Raw genomic sequence first — 21,573 nt, 5'->3', positions numbered from 1 at the left:
ACCGTTATTCAGATAAACATCTCGAAGTAAAGTCTTCGATTTTTTGGTCCTATCGTTGAATATGTTATGTATGAAGAATCTATAAAAACGTTTAACAGAAAAATAATAGATTAAGAGTTTAAAATCAAAATGTCCTGCCCATACTTGAGAACATAAGATTTACAGAAAAGGGGTAGGACAATGAAAAAAGCACTGATAACTTTATTGATTATTTCTATTATTATAGTAGCTTCACCAATTACGACGACAGGAGCAGCATCAACCGGACCTGATTACCAAGTCATTCCTGATGAAGCGATCCGTTTACGGATTCTCGCTAACAGCAATGGGGAAGACGATCAGGAGTTGAAACGGGAAGTGCGTGACAAGGTGAATGCCGAAATCACAACCTGGGTAGAAAAATTGACCTCGATCGAGACGGCTCGTCAATTAATTGAACGAAGAATTGGCGAAGTAGAAAATATCGTCGCCGAAACGTTGGAAAACGCGAACGTCAATCAAGCGTATCATGTAGAGTATGACCAGCAGGTGGATTTTCCTACGAAATTATATGGGAACTATATATATCCAGCAGGGACCTATGAAGCGATTTTGATTACGCTTGGTGCAGGAAAAGGCGACAACTGGTGGTGCGTGTTGTTCCCGCCATTATGTTTCCTGGACTTCGCGAATGGTACTACGACAGCCTCTGCTGCTGAAGCTGACCAGGATACGACTGCACAACCGGCTTCCCAGGAAGTTGAAGTAGATTTTTTCCTGGTGAAAGTCTGGAATTCACTAAAAAATCTATTTTCTTAGCATATCAAGCACACTTCTTTTCATAGATTAGTGATAGAAAAGGAGTGTGTTTTTGTTATGGAAATTATTAAATTAGAAGAAAAACATTGGAAACTATTAAAAAATAAGTATAACTATCCAGCGAATGTCGCCTGGAATCAGGAGGATATGTTGACAAACGGTTATTTAATCCAGGAAGGGCAAATGCTGCTGGGCAGCTACCTGTTGCATCCCGTAGCGGAAAGTGTGGTGCAATTGAAACAAATGACATTATTCAGCCAGGCCACCCCGGAATTATTATTGGTTATTTTTCAAACGATTTTAGAGGATATCCATCAATCTAATATTTCCTCCGTGGTAGTCAATAGCCATTCCGAACAGCTGGACGCATTACTGCAGCATTTTGAATTTAAACACGCTGAACCAGAGAAGTTACCCCCAAGCAAGGAGTTATCCACAGAGAAAGCCTGGGTTTACCAAGTAAATTAACTAAAGTTATTCACTTCTGTGGGTAAGTGCTGTGGATAACGATGGGTTGTTGTGTAAAAGTGAATGTGAAACGTAAAATATCGGGATTTTGTAACCAGTGACCTGTGTATAAATTGTTAATAACTTGTGTTTAACTCCGATACTTGCTTCCGAAACGCTCCCGTCGCATAATAAAAATAGAAGATATGTGAAGGAGCATTAGTGGTTATGACTATGAAAACGAACGTATGGAAGATCAATCCGATGCGCGTTGACGCACACATGGATGAAATAAATCAGGCGGCATACCTCCTGCAGCAGCAGGAGGTTGTCGCGTTTCCGACAGAAACGGTATATGGTCTGGGGGCAGATGCAACAAGCGAGCAAGCAGTCCATCGTATTTTCGAAGCGAAAGGACGTCCTTCGGATAATCCGCTGATTGTCCACGTAGCCGAGTCTTCTCAGGTGGAAAATCTAGTTACCGATATCCCGGAATCGGCAAAGAAAATGATGGCTTCATTCATGCCTGGACCGTTGACCATTGTCCTGGAAAGCAACGGGACTTGTGCCAAAAATGTAACGGCTGGATTATCGACAGTTGCCGTCCGAATTCCTGATCATCCGGTAGCTCTTGCGTTATTGAAAGCGAGTGAGGTCCCACTCGCTGCTCCGAGCGCCAATCGTTCCGGTAGACCGAGCCCGACGACAGCTGACCATGTCTATCAGGATTTGAATGGCCGGATTGCGGGTTTGATTGATGGCGGCCCTACCGGCGTGGGATTGGAGTCAACGGTGGTGGATTGTACAAGTGACATGCCGGTCATTTTACGTCCAGGCGGAATAACAAGACAGCAGATTGAGGATGCCATCGGAGCTGTCATGGTAGACCCTGCACTTGCTTCAACGGAAGAGAAGCCGAAGTCGCCAGGCATGAAATATACCCATTATGCGCCAGAAGCACCATTATGGCTTGTGGATGGAAGTGATGAATTTTTTATCGACCAACTCCGTAATTTAGAGCGGGATGGGAAGCGGATCGGAATTATCGCCAGCAATGAACTTGCTGACCAATTACCACAAAGACGTGTGATTGCCTGTGGGTCGCGCAATAACCTGAAAGAAGTCGCTGTCCATTTGTATAGCGCGCTCCGTGAATTTAAAAAAGCAGATGTCGACATCATCCTTGGAGAAGCTTTTTCTGAGGAAGGGTATGGAGAAGCTATCATGAACCGTCTGCAGAAGGCCGCTGTCAAGAAGCTCAATCAATTTTAATGGAATCATATCGATGCACCTCCCCGCATATAGTGAGATAGCATGTCCGGGGAGGTTTTTCTATGGAGTCCGTTTGGCTTGGGGAAGTCGTTTCCTTATCAATTCTCGCGTTTGCGCTCGGTTTGGATGCATTTTCGGTGTCATTAGGTATGGGAATGCAGCGGATGCGGTTGAAACGAATATTTTTCTTAGGACTATTGGTAGGCATTTTCCATGTGATTATGCCTTTTATCGGAATAATAATCGGCCAGTTAGTATCTGCGCCACTAAATCATATGACCATGTTAATTGGTGGCATGCTATTGATTGGAATCGGTGCCCATATGTTCTTTTCCTCCTTCAGGGATGATAAAGAGCCCCAGTCTCCGATCGGCATCGGAGTGATTTTGTTTGCCTTCAGTGTCAGCGTCGACAGTTTTTCTGCTGGTTTGAGCCTTGGGTTGTCAGGAGCGGGTGTTCTGATGGCCGTCTTGCTATTCGGGGTCATGAGTATGGTTTTGACGTGGACAGGTTTTATGCTCGGTCGAAAAGCGAAAGGACTGCTCGGGGTGTATAGCGAACTATTAGGCGGAAGTATCCTATGTGCTATCGGACTCAACATGCTGTTCTGATGTGTCTCACCTCCTCCTATGGTAAAATGGGAAAATAGAAACGGCGTAGTAAGGAGGAGTTCCGGATGAACATACTTTTCGTCTGTACCGGCAACACATGCAGAAGTCCAATGGCGGAAGCATTGCTGAAAAAGAACAACAGCAACGCAAACGTAAAATCAGCGGGTGTTTTCGCGGGAAAAGGCGCTCCCATTTCAAGTGGTGCCCGCCAGGTATTGGAAGAAGAAGGGATTGAAGTCAATCATCAATCTCAACCTGTCACGCCAGAACTGCTGGACTGGGCAGATCTTGTTTTGACAATGAGTGAACAACATAAACAGTCACTGGCTATGCAATATGATCAGTGGCAGGGTAAATATTTTACCTTAAAAGAATATGTGGCCGGTGACCAGGCTGCGGCCGATTGGGAAAAGCTGAAGCAAGCATACACGGAAATCGAAGAGAAACGGGTTCAGTTCATCAATGACAATCGCAATAAGTACGAGGCTGACGCGTTGCAGCAAAAATTATATGAAGCATTGAAAGAGGATTTGGAAGAAATTCATAAGCTGGAAAATGAACTGCCAAGTTTCGATATCACCGATCCTTTCGGCGGAGATGTGACTATTTATAGGGACACGATGAAAGAAATAGAAAAAAACATTACGTTCCTATTAAAAAAGATAGATGATGAGAACCGGGACGGCAAATGAAAGTAAAATTTCACCGCTTCCATTTAAGTGGCTGACACGTTACAATCATGTTAGTAGAAGAAGGAGTGGTGTCAGCATGAAAATTATCCTTGCCTCCGACCATGGAGGAACAAATTTACGCAAAGAAGCAGCAGCTGTGTTAGATGAGCTGGAAATTCCTTATGAAGATATCGGCTGTGACTGTGAGGGTTCGGTAGATTATCCAGATTACGCTTTGCCAGCGGCTGAACGTGTCGCAAGCGGAGAATTCGATAAAGGTATCCTTATTTGCGGTACAGGTATTGGTATGTCCATTTCCGCAAACAAAGTAAAAGGCGTACGTGCGGCGCTTGTTCATGACTTGTTCAGCGCAAAAGCGACCCGTGAACATAACAATTCTAATATACTATGCATGGGAGAGCGTGTCATCGGTCCTGGGCTTGCGGCGGAAATTGTCCGTACCTGGGTATCTACGGATTATGAAGGCGGTCGCCATGAAAATCGGGTAGGAAAGATTGCCGAATACGAAAATAAATAATAGAATAGAAAATAGAGTGTTGGAGAAGCCTTATGGATACGCTTCTCCTTTTTTACAAGTAAAATCCTCATGGAGGTGTCCAGGCATCATGAGTAAGGAATCCATCCGGAAAGATTTCCAGAATCTGGTAAGTGAGTTGTCTGCAAGCGGTCATTTGAAAGCTGGTGAACAATTTGTTATTGGATGCTCTACCAGTGAAATTGCTGGCGAGCGGATCGGCACTTCCGGAAGTGAAGAAATTGCTGCTGTGTTGTTTGAAGAATTGCAGGATTTAAAGGAAAATGAAGGGATAGAACTTGTTTTCCAATGCTGTGAACATTTGAATCGTGCACTTGTAATGGAAAGGAAGACCATGGAAAAACGCGGCTATGAGCAAGTATCGGCGATTCCAGTGCCGAAGGCTGGAGGAGCGATGGCTGCTTATGCCTTCAACCATATGGAGGATCCAGTCGTAGTTGATGAAATAAAAGCCGAAGCGGGGATCGATATCGGTGATACAATGATCGGCATGCATTTGAAACGGGTGGCAGTGCCGCTCCGCTTCAATCAAAAATCAATCGGAGAAGCCCACCTGACAGCCGCGCGCACAAGGCCACGTCTGATTGGCGGCGAACGGGCTATTTATAAGAAACCTCAAGTGGAAGCAGATTGTGATTAAATCAATTTTGATGGAAATAGAGAGGGGAACTGAACATGCAACAAGTCAAACAAAGGGATCTGGAAGTATTCGAGGCAATGGAAGCAGAAAGAAAGCGACAGCAGGAAAAAATTGAACTGATCGCATCGGAGAACTTCGTTTCTGAAGCAGTCATGGAAGCGATGGGCTCTGTGCTGACGAATAAATATGCGGAAGGCTACCCTGGACGCCGTTATTATGGCGGCTGTGAACACGTCGATGTTGTCGAGAACCTGGCCCGCGACCGCGCGAAGAAAATCTTCGGTGCCGACCATGCCAACGTACAGCCACACTCCGGTGCCCAGGCCAATATGGCGGTTTATTTTACCATTCTTGAACCTGGCGACACTGTGCTTGGTATGAACTTGAACCACGGTGGGCACTTGACCCATGGAAGTGGTGTGAATTTCAGCGGTAAACTCTACAATTTTGAAGATTATGGTGTCGATAAAGAAACAGAACAAATCGACTACGATGCTGTGCTGGGACGTGCCAAAGAATTGAAACCGAAATTGATAGTAGCTGGAGCCAGCGCTTATTCCCGCACGATTGACTTCGCTAAATTCCGTGAAATTGCGGATGAAGTAGATGCCTATTTGCTTGTAGATATGGCGCACATTGCCGGATTGGTTGCGACAGGTCATCATCCAAACCCTGTACCTCATGCCCATTTTGTTACCACCACGACGCATAAAACATTGCGCGGTCCGCGTGGCGGCATGATTCTTTGCAAGGAGGAATTCGCAAAGAAGATCGATAAAACCGTATTCCCTGGCATGCAGGGTGGTCCATTGATGCATGTGATTGCAGCTAAAGCTGTTTCGTTTTATGAAATATTGCAGGAAGATTTTAACGCTTATTCCGAGCAAGTCGTCAAAAATGCCAAGCGTCTCGCCGAATCCCTTCAGAAGCATGGCGTCCGCATCGTTTCCGGTGGTACGGACAACCACTTGCTGCTAATGGATGTCCGCCCACTCAATCTGACAGGAAAAGTGGCTGAAAAAGCACTGGATGATATTGGGGTAACTACCAATAAAAATACCATTCCATTTGATCCTGAAAGCCCATTTGTAACCAGTGGGGTACGAATCGGTACTGCTGCTGTCACGTCCCGTGGCTTCGGGGAAAAAGAAATGGACGAAATCGCAGAAATCATTGCTTTCACTTTGAAAAATCACGAAGATGAAGCCAAGTTGAAAGAAGCGGCAGACCGTGTGCTTCGTTTGACAAGCCAATTCCCGCTTTATCAATAATAAAGAAGTCCCGCTCCATTTATGGCAGCGGGACTTTTGTGTGTCAAAGGGGGAGGGGACGTCCGTTTATGCTTTCGGATTTGCCTTGCAGTTACAGCTATAATTATGTACAATTTGAAGGATGCAAAATTTAATATTCCTGTCATTAGTTCATTAAAAATTATAAAAGGAGTGGATCGGCAATGGGAAAAGTGTACGTATTGGATCACCCGTTAATCCAGCATAAGTTGACATACATACGGAAAGAGAGCACAGGCACGAAGGATTTCCGTGAGCTTGTAGATGAAGTGGCTGCTTTGATGGCCTTTGAAATTACGCGTGACCTTCCGCTCGAAGAAGTGGAAATAGATACGCCTGTTATTTCCGGGGCGAAAGCAAAAGCGTTGAGTGGGAAGAAAATCGGTCTTGTTCCTATCCTGCGCGCAGGTCTTGGAATGGTAGATGGGATGCTGCAATTGATCCCGGCTGCCAAGGTAGGACATGTTGGTTTGTACCGTGACCCAGAAACATTAAAGCCTGTTGAATACTATGTGAAGCTCCCTAGCGATATCGAAGAACGTGAATTGATCGTACTTGACCCGATGCTTGCGACCGGGGGATCAGCGAATGCGGCCATCGATTCCTTGAAAAATCGTGATGCCCGCCAAATCCGCTTGATGTGTATCGTTGCAGCGCCAGAAGGTGTGGAGGCCGTGCAGGAAGCACATCCTGATGTTGATATTTACTTAGCGGCATTAGATGAAAAGTTGAACGAGAAAGGCTATATCGTTCCTGGTCTTGGAGATGCAGGCGACCGCTTGTTCGGAACGAAATAACCATGAAGAAATAGAGGTGTCAGCTATGACCAATCCGATTAAAGTTATGACAATTTTTGGAACCCGGCCGGAAGCTATCAAGATGGCTCCGCTGGTTCTTGAATTAAAAAAACGCACAGACCAATTTGAACCGATTGTTACGGTTACGGCACAGCATCGGGAAATGCTTGACCAGGTGCTGGAGATTTTCGACATCACTCCAGATTATGATCTGGATATCATGAAACAACGCCAGACATTGACGCAGATAACATCGCGGGCTATGGAAGGTCTGGATGAAGTAATGAAAGAGACCAAGCCTGATATGGTATTGGTCCATGGAGATACTACCACGACATTTGCTGCTTCATTGGCTGCTTATTATAACCAGATTCCTGTCGGCCACGTCGAGGCAGGGCTAAGGACGTGGAATAAGTATTCGCCATTCCCGGAAGAAATGAACCGTCAGCTGACTGGTGTCATAGCTGATCTTAATTTTGCCCCAACCAATAAATCACGGGACAACCTGCTGGCTGAAAATAAGCCGGGAGAGCAAATCTTTGTAACAGGAAATACGGCAATTGATGCTTTGAAAACGACCGTAGACGATAACTATTCCAATGAAGTGATTGACAATCTTGGCGATCGCCGCCTTGTGTTGATGACAGCTCACCGTCGTGAGAATCTTGGCAATAACATGGAGCAGATGTTCCGTGCTATCAAGCGATTAGTCGAAACCCATGACGATGTCCAGGTGGTCTATCCTGTTCATTTGAACCCTGTAGTCCAAGAAACCGCTGAACGCATCTTAGGGAATGATGACAGAATTCAATTGATCGACCCACTTGGTGTGATTGATTTTCACAATTTCGCCTCACGCGCTCACTTGATCTTGACCGATTCAGGCGGTGTTCAAGAAGAAGCTCCTTCCCTTGGTGTCCCGGTATTAGTACTTCGCGATACAACAGAACGGCCGGAAGGAATTGAAGCTGGGACGCTGAAATTGGCAGGAACAGAAGAAGAGCACATCTTTGAACTTGCCAATGAATTGCTGTCTGACGACCAGGCGCATGAAGCGATGGCTAAAGCTTCCAATCCATATGGAGATGGACAGGCTTCCAGCCGTATTGCTGAAGCGATCCGCTATTTCTTCAAACAACGGGAAGATAAACCGGATCCATTTACATTATAAAATACAGCTAGAGCCCTGCAGGCCTCATTTATGAGGAGAGCAGGGCTCTTTTTGTAGAAAGGCTCTGTTAAACGTTGTTGTTGATTTTCCAAAGAGCTTTATTCAACAATAGGGTCGAAAAGTCGAAGACTTGATTTCGAGATGTTTGGTAATGTCTAGGGGCGTTGGGGAAGGATTCGCTTTCCGCGGGGAAGCCGGCAAGCCTCCTCGAGCTAAAGCTCTGTGGGGTCTTGCCAGTCTATCCTTTCCCGCAGGAGTCTCAACCTTCCCCCACGCCCCTTACCACATAAGATTATCGAAATCGCTCTTAAATTTACTTACCCTAAATTGTTAGGAGAATACTATTACAATGCCAGATTGATCCGTTCTTATTGCTTCAAAAGTATGCCATTCATAACAGAAGTTTCGAGATTCTTACAACCATATGGTGGCTGGAAAAACGGTGAGACTCCTCGGAAATGCTACGCATTTCCTTCGTGCGGTGTGTATTCTAGATGTTTATTCAAAGTCCTGTGGGATGAACCTGATCGGTGAGATCCCGCAAGGCGAAGCCTGAGGAAGCTCACCACATGCCCACGGAAAGCGATCCGTTTTCCCAGCCACCATCATTGCAACTAAAGTCTCGAAACTGAGTCTTCAGCAAAAGGGAGCATTAACTGTAATATCAGTAATGTGTTTTGACAGAGCCTATAGAAATGGCCAATAAAACAGAAAATTGGCAAATATATTATGGAAAAAATACCGTAAGATTGGCTAATATCTCAAATCTTTTCGCAACCGCTCCTCTCCACCATAAAAACTCCTCAGTATAGCTCTCTCGTTTCTTCAAATAATAGAAGCAACGAAAGGGGAGCGACTAATTTGCGATATTTCTTCCTATTAATACTGCTTTGCTTTTCTCTGACCATGCTGGCTGCATTCGATCAACAGGAGGATGAAGAAGAAGTAACCCGAATCATTGAAGTGGATGGTGATCCTCATCTTATAAAAAGGGAAATCGAGCGTGATCTTCCTCGCCTGGAAGTAATGACTGTCTATGACACTGTTTTTAACGGCATAGCTATTAAAGGGAAGCTGGAACACCTTACGAAACTAAGCAAAATAGAAGCGATAGTCAATCAACACCCGGTGCAAACTTACCGGACAACCTCAAATGATAACATGAATCAATCTGTCCCTTTTCTCCTTCAGGGTAAACACGAACAACGAAATATTCCTTTTACCGGAAAAGGGGTGAAAGTAGGCGTCATCGATACAGGGATCGACTATACTCATCCGGATCTCTCCGGTAATTATAAGGGCGGCTTTGATGTCTTTGATTTTGATGACGACCCGATGGAAACATTAGAAGAAAACCCGACCATACATGGCACGCATGTCGCCGGTGTTATAGCTGCTAATGGGAAAATGAAAGGAATTGCTCCGGATGCCGAGATTTACGGGTACCGGGCGCTTGGACCTGGTGGATTCGGAACTTCCGTACATGTCATAGCTGCCATTGAAGAAGCAGTAAAAGATGATATGGACATCATTAATCTTTCGCTGGGAAACGATGTCAATGGACCGGATTGGCCGACAAGTGTTGCGGTAGATAAAGCGGCAGCTCTTGGAACGATTGTAGTGGTAGCGGCAGGCAATACGGGGCCGGATGACTGGACCGTGGGTTCACCGGCTACCGCCGCGAAGGCTATTACTGTCGGAGCTTCTACACCGCCTGTCAAAATACCTGTATTGACCGATAGATTTGCTGGAAAAGCGATTCCGCTTATCCCGATGATGGGTTCGAATAAGTGGAAACTGGATAAACGGTATCAGCTCATGTATGGGGGAGTGGGGGACAAGCCTTTAAAAAACGCAAGAGGGAAGATCGTCATCATGAAGCGTGGGAAGATCCCGTTTACGGAAAAAGCTGAATTAGCCGAAAAGAGCGGCGCCATTGCCCTGATTGTTTATAATAATGAAGTCGGAGAGTTTCAGGGAACGATCGATGATGGTTCTATCGGTATTCCGGTAGTAGCGGTTTCTAAAGAAGATGGCGAATGGTTGAAGCAAAAGAGCAAATCAGGTAACTCGGAGTGGCTGGAAACGGAATATATCGATATCGTCGATTCGTTGGCTCCATTCAGCTCCCGAGGACCGGTAACCGCCAATTGGACAATCAAGCCAGACATACTCGCTCCCGGAGTGGCAATCAACAGTACGGTACCTGGGGGATACCAGGAACTTCAAGGGACCAGTATGGCTTCTCCTCATATTGCAGGAGTAGCAGCCCTGATTAAAGAAGCGCATCCCGACTGGACACCGAAGGATATTAAAACAGCGATGCTTTCGACAGCAACCCCATTGAAAGACAAAGACGGCCATCTCTATGCACCGACGGAGCAGGGAATGGGGAAAGTGAATGTCGAGGCAGCAGTCCAGCCGGCACTCCAGTTCAATCCGTCTCAGTTAAATTTTGGAAGATTCAATAATAGTTTTCCAAAAAAGAAAATTATGGTAAAAATAAAGAACAATGAAAAAAGTTCACAAAAAGTTCATTTTTCCCTTCCAAAGAAAAAACAAGGCTTAAGATGGGAACTCCCAAAAGCGTTTACGTTGGCACCGAATCAATCGAAACGGGTCGAAATCGGTCTCCACGTGACGCCTGCCTTTTTGGAGAAAGGGTTGCATCAAGGCTGGATCCGCATGGGTACGCCTGATCAAACGTTTGATCTACCCTATCTATTCATGATGGAAACAAGCGATTATCCCCGTGCGATGGGCTTTGAAATTGCAACTTCTACTTTTGATTCCACAACTTATGAATACCAATTCTATCTGCCTGAAGACGCAGAGAAGGTCAAGGTAGACCTTTATAATCCTGATACACTGGTATATGAAAGAAAGCTGTTTGAACTTACCAATCAGCAGAAAGGGGTAGTGGAAGGGAAGTTGGCAAGAAGAGATCTTGGCGAGAAAGGGCGTTATATTGCGGTCATTACCATTCAGAATGAGAGCAGACATTATAGTTATGGCGTACCAATTGATATAAATGAATTTCCATAAAAAAGGGGCTTTACAAGCTCTTTTTTTTATGGTGTCTCTTTTCAAAATTGAAAAATCTTATATAATGTTAGGAGGGTATTTTAGAGGCAGGTAAAACCTGTAGAAAATTGTCAATTCTTATGTATTTTTGCTCACAAACTCATTGACAACCAAATACCCCTATTGTATGCTTACTTAGTGTGGAATGATAAGGTTTTCATAACCTTGTTCTACAGTGTTTTTCCATCCCGGAAATATGATGGGAGCGGTGGGTTTGAAAGTACCGAAAAATCCATTACGAGCAATGGCGCTGACGAGTGCTATCGTTTCACAGCTGGCAGGAGGTCCACTTGCAGGGGCTTTTCTTGGCAAGTGGCTTGATGAACAGTTTGCTGTGCAGCCACTCTTCTTGATCATGGGTATATTTTTGGGAGTGGGAGCAGGTACATACGGAACGATTCATTTAGTACGAGAATATACGGGAGACGAATAGCATGGAAGCTTATCAGCAAATGATCACCCGTCAACGGAAATGGATGTTCTATCTTCTGGCTTTATTTATACTGGGATGGGGATTGACCCCGTATACCAGTATATTCCTCGGACTTCTTCTTGGAAGTTCACTCAGTTTTTACAATCTCTGGTTAATGCAGCGGAAAGTGGACAAGTTCGGTGAAGCTACCGCCCAACAGAAATCAGTGAGAGGTATTGGCACTTTTTCGCGATTGATGGCTGGGGGACTAGCTGTGTTGATCGCCCTTCAGTTTGAAGAATACTTCCATTTGATCGCAGTTGTATTGGGTTTAATGACAGCCTATATTGTCATTATGATAGAATTTTTATTTTTTAGAACCAGAGACTAGCATTAGAAGAGAGGTGAACAGGTTGGATCACGGAGCACCGATTTGGAATGATGCTTTTGGGATTTCGTGGTTGGATTTTAACTTATCCAACGTGTTGATGATGTTTATTGCATCGCTGATTGTTTTCATCATCGGCTTAGCAGCAACACGCAACATGCAGCGGAAGCCTACGGGTTATCAGAATTTCATTGAGTGGTTGATTGATTTTGTCAAAGGTATTATTGGCTCGAATATGGATTGGCGTACCGGGAAACGGTTTTTACCGCTTGGACTGACGCTATTCACCTACATATTTGTAGCGAACATGCTCGGGGTCATATTGATGGTAGTTGTCGGAAATGATTTATGGTGGAAGTCACCGACATCAGATGCCGGCATCACATTGACGCTTGCGACGATGGTCGTCGTATTGAGCCACTATTATGGGATTAAACTTAATGGGGTGAAAGAGTACGGGAAGCAATTCGTCCGTCCGTTACCATTTTTACTACCATTTAAGATTATTGAAGAGTTTGCCAACACATTGACTCTCGGTTTGCGACTATACGGAAACATTTTTGCAGGTGAGGTACTGTTGACGATGTTAGCTGCAACTGCAGCTTCCGGCTTCGGAGGATTCTTCGGAGCGGCCATCCCTATGCTGGCATGGCAAGGGTTCAGTACATTCATCGGTTTCATCCAGGCATTTATTTTCACCATGTTGACAATGGTCTATCTATCTCACAAGGTTAGCACCGACCATTAATATAAGTTTCAAAAAAATAATTTTTTCACAAATAAGAGGAGGATTTTCATTATGGGTCTTTTAGCAGCTGCAATCGCAGTAGGTTTGGCGGCACTTGGTGCTGGTATTGGTAACGGTTTGATCGTAAGTCGTACAGTGGAAGGAATTGCGCGTCAGCCAGAATTGCGCGGTGCACTTCAAACTACAATGTTCATCGGGGTAGCGTTGGTTGAGGCGATTCCGATCATCGCTGTTGTTATCGCATTTATCGTAATGGGTGGTTAATATAGTAGATTCAGTGATGGCGAAGGGCATCTAAGCAGGTCTTCGCCATTGCTTTGTACCTTGTAACATAGTTGATAAACGATTTTGTACATGTTCAAAATAAGAAGATTCGACTGACGGCAGTTTGCCGAAGCCGTTTTTTTCTCATGTAGAGCCTATTACGGTAACGTTGTGGAAAGGAGTGGACACTGTGCAAGCATATACTGGGTGGTTGATGGTCGGCGCTGAAGGCGGCCTCATGATAGGAGATATGTTGGCTCAATTGTTCTTCTTCCTTGTTCTTTTAGCACTCCTCGCGAAATTCGCATGGGGACCGCTCATGAACATCATGAAAGAACGTGAAGAACATATTGCCAATGAAATAGATACAGCTGAAAAAAGTCGTGAAGAAGCAGCGCGTATGCAGCGTGAAGCTTCCGAAGAGTTGAAAAAGACAAGACAAGAAGCACAAGCGATTATTGATGATGCTAAGAAAACAGCAGGACAGCAAGAACGTGCGATTATGGAATCGGCACGTGAAGAGGCAGAGCGCATGAAGCTTGCTGCTCGTCAAGAGATCGAGCAGGAAAAAGAAAAAGCGGTCCAGGCCTTGAAAGACCAAGTTGCTTCCTTGTCTGTACTGGTTGCCAGCAAGGTAATCGAGAAGGAATTGTCTGAGCAGGACCAGCAGCAATTGATCAATGACTACATCAAAGAAGTAGGAGAAGAGCGATGAGTGAATCTGTGGTATCAAGACGCTATGCCAATGCTCTTTTTCAACTCGGTAAAGAAAAGAACCAGCTTGATCAGATAGAAGAAGAACTTCGCGCAATCCGCGAAGTTTGGGCTACGAATAAAGAAATGATGACTTTCCTTAAGCATCCACGCGTTTCACTCGATAAGAAAAAGCAAATCATCGCGACAGGCTTTGCAGGTTATTCCTCTACAGTCCTCAACACGTTGATGCTGCTTTTAGATCGGCATCGTGAAGATATTATCCCTTTCATGATCGATCATTTTATCGTAAAAGTGAATGATGCGAAAGGAATAGCGGAAGCGAAAGTATATTCTGTGCGAGAATTGTCCGAAGATGAAAAGCTCCAGATTTCACAGGTTTTTGCCAAAAAGATTGGAAAGAACACCCTGAAAGTAACGAACATCATCGATCGTTCTATCCTCGGCGGTATTAAAATCCGTATAGGAAACCGTATCTATGATGGTTCTATCAGTGGGAAGCTTGAGCGCATCGAACGGAAATTGGTATCTGGAAACAATAGATGATAGGGGTGAAATGGCATGAGCATCAAAGCTGAAGAAATCAGTTCACTGATTAAGCAGCAAATTGAAAGTTATGAATCTGATATTGAAGTCAACGATGTAGGTACGGTCATCGAGGTCGGTGATGGTATTGCACGTGCTCACGGACTTGATAACGTCATGTCCGGTGAACTTGTTGAGTTCTCTAACGGTGTTATGGGTCTAGCCCAGAACCTGGAAGAAAACAACGTCGGTCTTGTCATTTTGGGACCATTCACTGATATTAAAGAGGGCGATGAAGTCCGTCGTACAGGCCGCATTATGCAAGTGCCTGTAGGAGAAGAATTATTAGGTCGTGTTGTGAACCCACTTGGTCAGGCGGTAGATGGCATGGGTCCGATCGAGACTTCTAAAACACGCCCGATCGAATCACCTGCACCAGGAGTAATGGATCGTAAATCCGTTGACGAACCACTTCAGACTGGTATCAAAGCCATCGACGCACTTGTACCAATTGGACGTGGGCAGCGTGAATTGATCATCGGTGACCGTCAGACTGGTAAAACGACTGTGGCAATCGATACGATCTTGAACCAGGCTGATCAGGATATGATCTGTATCTATGTAGCCATCGGTCAAAAAGAATCCACAGTCCGTGGAACAGTTGAAACGCTACGCCGTCATGGGGCATTGGATTATACAATCGTCGTAACCGCAAGTGCATCCCAGCCGGCTCCACTTCTATACCTGGCGCCTTATGCCGGGGTATCTATGGGTGAAGAATTCATGCATAACGGCAAGCATGTATTGGTTGTTTATGATGACCTGTCTAAACAGGCTGCTGCCTATCGTGAACTTTCCCTATTGCTACGCCGCCCGCCAGGCCGTGAAGCATTCCCGGGGGACGTCTTCTACCTTCACTCTCGTCTGCTGGAACGTGCAGCGAAGCTCAGTGATGCAAAAGGCGGAGGCTCACTGACAGCCCTTCCGTTCGTAGAAACACAAGCAGGTGATATCTCTGCATATATCCCGACAAACGTTATTTCCATCACAGATGGACAGATCTTCTTGCAGTCTGATTTGTTCTTCTCAGGTGTGCGCCCAGCGATCAACGCAGGTCTATCCGTATCACGTGTCGGTGGTTCTGCCCAAATCAAAGCGATGAAAAAGGTAGCAGGTACACTTCGTTTGGACCTTGCATCTTATCGTGAATTGGAAGCATTCGCCCAGTTCGGCTCTGACCTGGATAAAGCTACCCAGGCTAAACTGAATCGTGGTGCACGTACGGTTGAAGTACTGAAGCAGGGGCTTCATAAACCGCTTGCGGTTGAGAAGCAGGTCATGATCATCTTCGGTTTGACCAAGGGATACTTAGATGATATTCCTGTTGACGATGTGACACGTTTTGAAGAAGAGTTCCATAACTGGATGGATAACAACCGCAAAGAACTTCTTAAGCAAATCCGTGAGACCGGTAAGCTTGCAGATGAAGACGATATGAAAGAAGCGGTCGAAGCGTTCAAGAAGACGTTCGTCGTTTCGGAATGATTGGAACGCAACCTTTGTTAGAAAGGGTGGTGAAGTAGCGTGGCATCCCTTAGAGATATTAAAGGCCGGATAGATTCCACGAAAAAGACGAAACAAATTACGAAGGCGATGGAAATGGTATCTGCAGCGAAATTGAATCGTGCAGAAGAAAATGCCAGAGCGTTCGTACCATATAGTGAGAAAATCCAGGAAGTCGTGGCAAGTATCGCTACAGGTGGCGGTGACGCTGACCATCCGATGCTTAAGTCACGGGAGGTCAAACGGACTGGATATCTTGTAATCACTTCCGACAGAGGACTGGCCGGTGCTTACAACAGCAGTATTCTCCGTAACGTTTATCAGACAATACAAAAACGCCACAATTCGGCAGATGAGTATACGGTAATCACTGTCGGGAAAATCGGCCGTGACTTTTTCCGGAAACGGAATATGCCGGTAGATAAAGAAATTGTAGCGATTGCTGACCAGCCGGATTTTGCTGATATCAAAGATATCGCAGCAGAAACTGTCCAACTGTTTACGGATGAAGTGATTGATGAGCTTTATCTTTATTACAACCACTATGTCAGTGCAATTTCTCAAGAAGTGACGGAGAAGAAATTGCTGCCGCTGACTGAATTGAACCAAGGGGTAAAAGCAACGACGAGCTCCTATGAATACGAGCCGGACCAGGAAGTAATTCTGGAGAACTTGCTGCCTCAATATGCTGAGAGTTTGATTTATGGTGCCTTGCTCGACGGTAAAGCAAGTGAACATGCTGCCCGTATGACCGCTATGAAGAGTGCTACAGATAATGCCGATGATCTTATTGGTGATCTTTCACTCAAATACAACCGGGCCCGTCAAGCAGCCATCACCCAGGAAATCACCGAAATTGTCGGTGGAGCAGCTGCTCTTGAATAGCATGCTTTCCTGGACTCGAATAGTTAGTTAGGAGGGAAATCGATGAGTAAAGGACGCGTAATGCAAGTCATGGGACCGGTTGTCGATGTTTCTTTCGAAGACGGACAACTCCCTGAAATAAATAACGCTTTGCACGTGTATTCACCCGCGCAAAACGAAAATGAAGTAAACGTCGACCTTACATTGGAAGTTGCCCTTCACCTGGGGGACAACGCAGTCCGTACCGTTGCCATGGCATCAACAGAAGGTGTCCAGCGTGGGATGGAAGTAAATGATAAAGGCGGCCCGATTTCTGTGCCAGTCGGTGAAGTAACACTTGGTCGTGTTTTCAACGTACTAGGAGATAACATCGATCTTGATGAACCATTAGCATCTGACGTACGTCGTGATCCGATTCACCGCCAGGCTCCGCAATTTGAAAACCTGGCTACAGAAACAGAAATTCTTGAAACAGGAATCAAAGTCGTCGACTTGCTAGCACCTTATGTTAAAGGTGGTAAGATCGGTTTGTTTGGTGGTGCCGGTGTTGGTAAAACGGTACTGATTCAGGAATTGATCAACAACATCGCCCAGGAGCACGGCGGTATTTCCGTATTCGCCGGTGTTGGTGAGCGTACTCGTGAAGGAAATGACTTGTACTTCGAAATGAAGGACTCCGGAGTTATTTCCCGTACCGCTATGGTATTCGGTCAGATGAACGAACCGCCTGGAGCGCGTATGCGTGTGGCATTAACGGGTCTTACAATGGCCGAATATTTCCGTGATGAGCAAGGACAGGACGTATTGTTCTTCATCGATAACATTTTCCGTTTCACTCAGGGTGGTCTGGAAGTATCTGCCTTGCTTGGCCGTATGCCATCTGCTGTTGGTTACCAGCCGACACTGGCAACGGAGATGGGGCAGTTGCAAGAGCGTATCACATCTACAGATAAAGGTTCCGTAACATCCATCCAGGCGATCTACGTCCCAGCCGATGACTATACAGACCCGGCGCCAGCGACTACATTCGCCCACTTGGATGCCACTACTAACCTGGAGCGTAAGCTTTCCGAGCAAGGTATCTACCCAGCGGTGGATCCACTAGCGTCCACTTCCCGTGCCCTTGACCCTGAAATCGTTGGGCAGGAACACTATGATGTGGCTCGTGAAGTACAGCGTACACTACAGCGTTATAAAGAACTTCAGGATATTATCGCGATTCTTGGTATGGATGAACTATCTGATGAAGATAAGCAGGTCGTTGGCCGCGCTCGTCGTATCCAGTTCTTCTTATCCCAGAATTTCCACGTTGCCGAACAGTTCACTGGCCAAAAAGGTTCTTATGTACCTGTTCAGGAGACAGTCAAAGGCTTCAGAGAAATCCTGGATGGCAAGTACGATGACCTTCCAGAGGATGCTTTCCGCCTGGTCGGACGTATCGAAGATGTCGTTGAAAAAGCGAAGCAGATGCAATAAGAATTTTCTTGCCTGATAGAGAATGGCGGGCGACAGGGAATTGTACCTCTAGCCTGCCTATCCATTTAGGGTGAGTCCAGCCCAAGGAGGGGTAATCATGAAGACACTAACGGTGAGTGTTGTCACTCCTGATGGCCCGGTTTTGGAAGATGCATTTGAAATGGTGAGCTGTAAGGCGGAAAGTGGGGAACTTGGGGTACTTCCAGGTCATATTCCGATGGTCGCTCCTTTGACGATCAGTGCTGTCCGTCTGAAAAAAGAAGGAAGCTCCGAGCGTATCGCTGTCAACGGTGGCTTTTTAGAGGTTCGTCCTGAAAAAGTGACGATTCTGGCGCAATCAGCAGAAAAACCTTCTGAGATTGATGTGGAGCGTGCCCGCAAGGCGAAGGAGCGTGCCGAACGCCGTCTGCAAACGAAGCAGGAAGATGTTGATTTCAAACGGGCTGAAATGGCACTAAGACGTGCTATCAACCGTTTAGATGTATTTGAAAATAACTTTTAATAGTTGACTGCTTTCCTAAAGGAAAGCAGTTTTTTATATTTTTTATAAATATGGCGGGAGTAAGTGTAAGAGTTTGCAGGAGAGATGTGTGAAAGCGATGAATGATAGGCGAGTTGAGCTCCTGGGATAAATGTGTAACCTGGCGTTAAAAAAGTACGCTTTCTCATCACGCACTTTTTAAAGCACTATAATTTTTTTGCTCATCCATACGTTTGTTCTGAAAAGATTTTCTACTTTTACTGCTATATTTTTTGTGACAATCCGACAACTTTCAGGAATAATTGATAGGAAGAATAAATTTCAGCCTCTCTATCTGTATCAAATACAGATGGGGAGTTTTTAAATTTTAGAGGAAGAATCCCGCTTTGCGTGTTTTATAACAAAAGAATGATTCATGATTTCATAGGACAACTCATAAAACTTAAACAAACATTATAAAGTAAAAAAGATTTGCTGGCAACCACGTTTGTCATGGCAGGATCACAGTATTTGTTTTACATTATAGATGGAAAGAAAACAAATACGTAAAGATAGTAAATACTGGATATTATCTGCTGCCTCATATCGACACTATATACAGGATTTGCTATAATGATAGCGATTACAATATTGCTAATCTTCAAAATTTTGTACGTTCGAAGGGGGAGGGGAAATGACGGATTTATTTACATATCAAAACAGTTATTTAGTAGTTGTAATCTTTCTTGCACTCGGCATCTTGCTGCCAATTGTGGCATTATCACTTGGAAGGCTGCTCCGTCCTAATAAGCCTACGGAACAGAAACGCACCACCTATGAAAGTGGGATCGAACCATTCCAGGATGCACGTGTCCAGTTCAATGCCCGTTATTATATCTTTGCTTTAATGTTTGTCATTTTCGATGTGGAGACCATTTTCTTGTATCCCTGGGCAGTCGCCTATGAAGAGCTTGGTATTTTCGCGTTGATTGAGATGCTTATATTTGTCGCCATGCTTTTGATCGGTTTGATCTATGCTTGGAAAAAGAAGGTGCTACGATGGATTTAAACTTAGAAAATGTATCCCCGCAAGAAAAGGCAGAAATGGAGCGCAATGTTTTTTTGACGACTTTAGAACAAGTGAAGGCTTGGGCGAGAAGTAACTCACTCTGGCCAATGACCTTCGGGCTAGCTTGCTGTGCGATTGAAATGATGGGTGTCGGATCCTCCCATTACGATCTCGACAGATTCGGTTCTTTTTTCAGAACCTCTCCCCGTCACTCTGATGTCATGATCGTTTCCGGAACGGTGACCAAAAAAATGGCACCGGTATTACGACGCTTGTATGACCAAATGCCAGAACCTAAATATGTAATTGCCATGGGATCCTGCGCTACAGCTGGAGGCCCATATATCAAATCCTATGCAGTTGTGAAAGGAGTCGACCAAATCGTCCCAGTCGATGTCTATATCCCGGGATGCCCTCCGAATCCAGCTGCGCTTATTTATGGAATCAACAAACTGCAAGAGAAAATCCGCTATGAAGCCAAGACCGGAAAGCGGGTGACAAGTCAATGAGTGACGAAAAAGACTTAGAAAAAAAGAAAGCGGCCGCCGCAGCAAAAGCCAAGGCAGAAGCTCTTAGAAAGAAGAAAGAGAAGGAAGCAGAGGACAAAGCTGTCTTAGAAAATAAAGCAAAAGAGTCCCAGGAAGAAAAGATATTGTCACAACAGGATCCTAACAAGAAGGAATCTGGAGAAGATACCGATCTTGCCAAGAAAAAAGCAGCGGCAGCCGCCAAAGCAAAAGCGGCAGCACTAGCTAAACAAAAGCGCAAGCAGGAGGAAGCATCGGATTCAGAAGACCAGGCTTCTGCAGATGATGAATTAGCCAAGAAAAAAGCAGCAGCTGCAGCAAAAGCGAAAGCGGCAGCACTAGCCAAACAAAAGCGCAAGCAGGAGGAAGCATCGGATTCAGAAGACCAGGCTTCTGCAGATGATGAATTAGCCAAGAAAAAAGCAGCGGCAGCCGCCAAAGCAAAAGCCGCTGCACTTGCCAGACAAAAACGAAAGCAAGCAGAATCGGATTCTGACGATAGCGCTGATGAGGACAAAGCGAAAGCTGCAGCCAAAGCCAAGGCTGCTGCAGCTGCTAAAGCAAAAGCAGCCGCCGCAGCCAAGAAAAAGCGCGAGGAATCAGCTGACGATGCTAAAGAACCAGCTGGCGAAGATGAAAAAGCGAAAGCCGTGGCAGCAGCTAAAGCGAAAGCAGCAGCTGCTGCAAAGGCAAAGAAAAAAGCTGGTGGCAAGAAAAAAGAGCAACCGAAGGAAGAAGAGAAGCCTTCCCCTAACCAACCGGTACTAGATAAGTACGTAAAAGTAATCAAAGAGCACGTTGGTGAAGATGTATTCGAGGATGCCTACATCAATCGGCTTTCCAAACACGTACCGACATTGGTAGCAAAAAGGGACACTTACTATAAAATAGCCCAGTTTTTAAAATTCAATGACCAGCTCGGGTTTGATTACCTATCTGAATTGCATGGCACAGACTTTGAAACACACATGGAGGTCTATGTGCATCTTTTCTCTTTCCGGAATAAGCAATCGGTGGCTCTCAAGGTGAAAATCGATCGCGATCAACCGGAAATCGAGTCGGTGGCTGACCTTTGGAAAGGTGCTAATTGGCCGGAGTGCGAGGCATACGATTTATTTGGAATCAAGTTTCTCAACCATCCTGACTTGAAACGTATCCTGCTTGGGGAGGATTGGGTAGGTCACCCGATGAGAAAAGATTACGAGCCCCATGATGTGGAGGTGTAGG

At 45.3% G+C, this 21,573-nt stretch carries 23 protein-coding genes and 1 pseudogene; all 24 read left to right on the top strand.

Going from position 1 to position 21,573, the window contains the following annotated elements; translation table 11 throughout:
- Window positions 1–180: 180 nt before the first annotated feature.
- On the top strand, window positions 181–798 hold the full coding sequence (gene spoIIR / locus BLV00_RS10050; RefSeq protein ID WP_093044850.1) for a stage II sporulation protein R: 618 nt from the start codon (window positions 181–183) through the stop codon (window positions 796–798).
- Window positions 799–855: 57 nt separating this feature from the next.
- Window positions 856–1,266, top strand: coding sequence for a hypothetical protein (locus tag BLV00_RS10045; RefSeq protein WP_093044849.1), 411 nt, complete (start codon window positions 856–858; stop codon window positions 1,264–1,266).
- A gap of 213 nt (window positions 1,267–1,479) precedes the next feature.
- Window positions 1,480–2,517 carry an L-threonylcarbamoyladenylate synthase gene (locus tag BLV00_RS10040; RefSeq protein ID WP_093044976.1) on the top strand — a complete coding sequence of 346 codons (1,038 nt, stop codon included), beginning with the start codon at window positions 1,480–1,482 and terminating at the stop codon, window positions 2,515–2,517.
- A 62-nt stretch (window positions 2,518–2,579) separates the two neighbouring features.
- Entirely contained in the window at window positions 2,580–3,128 is a 549-nt protein-coding gene (locus BLV00_RS10035) for a manganese efflux pump MntP (RefSeq protein ID WP_093044848.1), read from the top strand.
- Between the two features lie 65 nt (window positions 3,129–3,193).
- Window positions 3,194–3,514: pseudogene (locus BLV00_RS22760) on the top strand (low molecular weight protein arginine phosphatase); the annotation flags it as partial.
- Window positions 3,515–3,896: 382 nt separating this feature from the next.
- Entirely contained in the window at window positions 3,897–4,337 is a 441-nt protein-coding gene (rpiB, locus tag BLV00_RS10025; RefSeq protein ID WP_093044846.1) for a ribose 5-phosphate isomerase B, read from the top strand.
- 88 nt (window positions 4,338–4,425) lie between these two features.
- Entirely contained in the window at window positions 4,426–4,995 is a 570-nt protein-coding gene (locus tag BLV00_RS10020) for a TIGR01440 family protein (protein ID WP_093044845.1), read from the top strand.
- Between the two features lie 35 nt (window positions 4,996–5,030).
- Window positions 5,031–6,266: a serine hydroxymethyltransferase gene (locus BLV00_RS10015; protein ID WP_093044844.1), complete on the top strand. Its 1,236-nt coding sequence runs from the start codon at window positions 5,031–5,033 to the stop codon at window positions 6,264–6,266.
- A 182-nt stretch (window positions 6,267–6,448) separates the two neighbouring features.
- Complete coding sequence (gene upp, locus BLV00_RS10010; protein WP_093044843.1) at window positions 6,449–7,081, top strand: uracil phosphoribosyltransferase; 633 nt, start codon at window positions 6,449–6,451, stop codon at window positions 7,079–7,081.
- 25 nt (window positions 7,082–7,106) lie between these two features.
- Window positions 7,107–8,252, top strand: a complete 1,146-nt coding sequence (gene wecB, locus BLV00_RS10005) for a non-hydrolyzing UDP-N-acetylglucosamine 2-epimerase (RefSeq protein ID WP_093044842.1) — start codon at window positions 7,107–7,109, stop codon at window positions 8,250–8,252.
- Window positions 8,253–9,113: 861 nt separating this feature from the next.
- Window positions 9,114–11,297, top strand: coding sequence for a S8 family serine peptidase (locus BLV00_RS10000; RefSeq protein WP_245728935.1), 2,184 nt, complete (start codon window positions 9,114–9,116; stop codon window positions 11,295–11,297).
- Window positions 11,298–11,532: 235 nt separating this feature from the next.
- Window positions 11,533–11,769, top strand: a complete 237-nt coding sequence (locus BLV00_RS09995) for an AtpZ/AtpI family protein (protein ID WP_245728934.1) — start codon at window positions 11,533–11,535, stop codon at window positions 11,767–11,769.
- A gap of 1 nt (window position 11,770) precedes the next feature.
- Window positions 11,771–12,139 (top strand): ATP synthase subunit I, encoded by a 369-nt coding sequence (locus tag BLV00_RS09990; RefSeq protein ID WP_093044840.1) that lies wholly within the window; start codon window positions 11,771–11,773, stop codon window positions 12,137–12,139.
- 22 nt (window positions 12,140–12,161) lie between these two features.
- Window positions 12,162–12,884 carry a F0F1 ATP synthase subunit A gene (gene atpB, locus BLV00_RS09985; protein WP_093044839.1) on the top strand — a complete coding sequence of 241 codons (723 nt, stop codon included), beginning with the start codon at window positions 12,162–12,164 and terminating at the stop codon, window positions 12,882–12,884.
- Window positions 12,885–12,935: 51 nt separating this feature from the next.
- Window positions 12,936–13,148 (top strand): F0F1 ATP synthase subunit C, encoded by a 213-nt coding sequence (atpE, locus tag BLV00_RS09980; RefSeq protein ID WP_093044838.1) that lies wholly within the window; start codon window positions 12,936–12,938, stop codon window positions 13,146–13,148.
- 190 nt (window positions 13,149–13,338) lie between these two features.
- Entirely contained in the window at window positions 13,339–13,863 is a 525-nt protein-coding gene (atpF, locus tag BLV00_RS09975) for a F0F1 ATP synthase subunit B (protein ID WP_093044837.1), read from the top strand.
- The gene (locus BLV00_RS09970; protein ID WP_093044836.1) at window positions 13,860–14,408 is read left to right on the top strand and encodes a F0F1 ATP synthase subunit delta; all 549 of its coding nucleotides are present in this window, start codon (window positions 13,860–13,862) and stop codon (window positions 14,406–14,408) included. Before atpF ends, BLV00_RS09970 begins: the two co-directional genes overlap by 4 nt.
- 15 nt (window positions 14,409–14,423) lie before the next feature.
- On the top strand, window positions 14,424–15,932 hold the full coding sequence (gene atpA, locus BLV00_RS09965; RefSeq protein WP_093044835.1) for a F0F1 ATP synthase subunit alpha: 1,509 nt from the start codon (window positions 14,424–14,426) through the stop codon (window positions 15,930–15,932).
- Between the two features lie 39 nt (window positions 15,933–15,971).
- Entirely contained in the window at window positions 15,972–16,835 is an 864-nt protein-coding gene (locus BLV00_RS09960; RefSeq protein ID WP_093044834.1) for a F0F1 ATP synthase subunit gamma, read from the top strand.
- Between the two features lie 42 nt (window positions 16,836–16,877).
- Complete coding sequence (atpD, locus tag BLV00_RS09955) at window positions 16,878–18,290, top strand: F0F1 ATP synthase subunit beta (RefSeq protein WP_093044833.1); 1,413 nt, start codon at window positions 16,878–16,880, stop codon at window positions 18,288–18,290.
- 97 nt (window positions 18,291–18,387) lie between these two features.
- Window positions 18,388–18,792, top strand: a complete 405-nt coding sequence (locus BLV00_RS09950) for a F0F1 ATP synthase subunit epsilon (RefSeq protein ID WP_143030711.1) — start codon at window positions 18,388–18,390, stop codon at window positions 18,790–18,792.
- 652 nt (window positions 18,793–19,444) lie between these two features.
- Entirely contained in the window at window positions 19,445–19,819 is a 375-nt protein-coding gene (locus BLV00_RS09945) for an NADH-quinone oxidoreductase subunit A (protein WP_093044832.1), read from the top strand.
- Window positions 19,810–20,328, top strand: a complete 519-nt coding sequence (locus BLV00_RS09940) for a NuoB/complex I 20 kDa subunit family protein (RefSeq protein WP_028784097.1) — start codon at window positions 19,810–19,812, stop codon at window positions 20,326–20,328. Before BLV00_RS09945 ends, BLV00_RS09940 begins: the two co-directional genes overlap by 10 nt.
- Window positions 20,325–21,572, top strand: a complete 1,248-nt coding sequence (locus tag BLV00_RS09935; RefSeq protein WP_093044831.1) for an NADH-quinone oxidoreductase subunit C — start codon at window positions 20,325–20,327, stop codon at window positions 21,570–21,572. The genes BLV00_RS09940 and BLV00_RS09935 overlap by 4 nt, the downstream gene beginning before the upstream one ends.
- Window position 21,573 lies beyond the last annotated feature (1 nt).

This window comes from Thalassobacillus cyri, from assembly GCF_900107755.1.
Taxonomy (GTDB): Bacteria; Bacillota; Bacilli; order Bacillales; family Halobacillaceae; genus Thalassobacillus; species Thalassobacillus cyri.
Note: the sequence above shows the minus strand (reverse complement) of the source record. Positions and strands in the feature narration are given on the sequence as shown.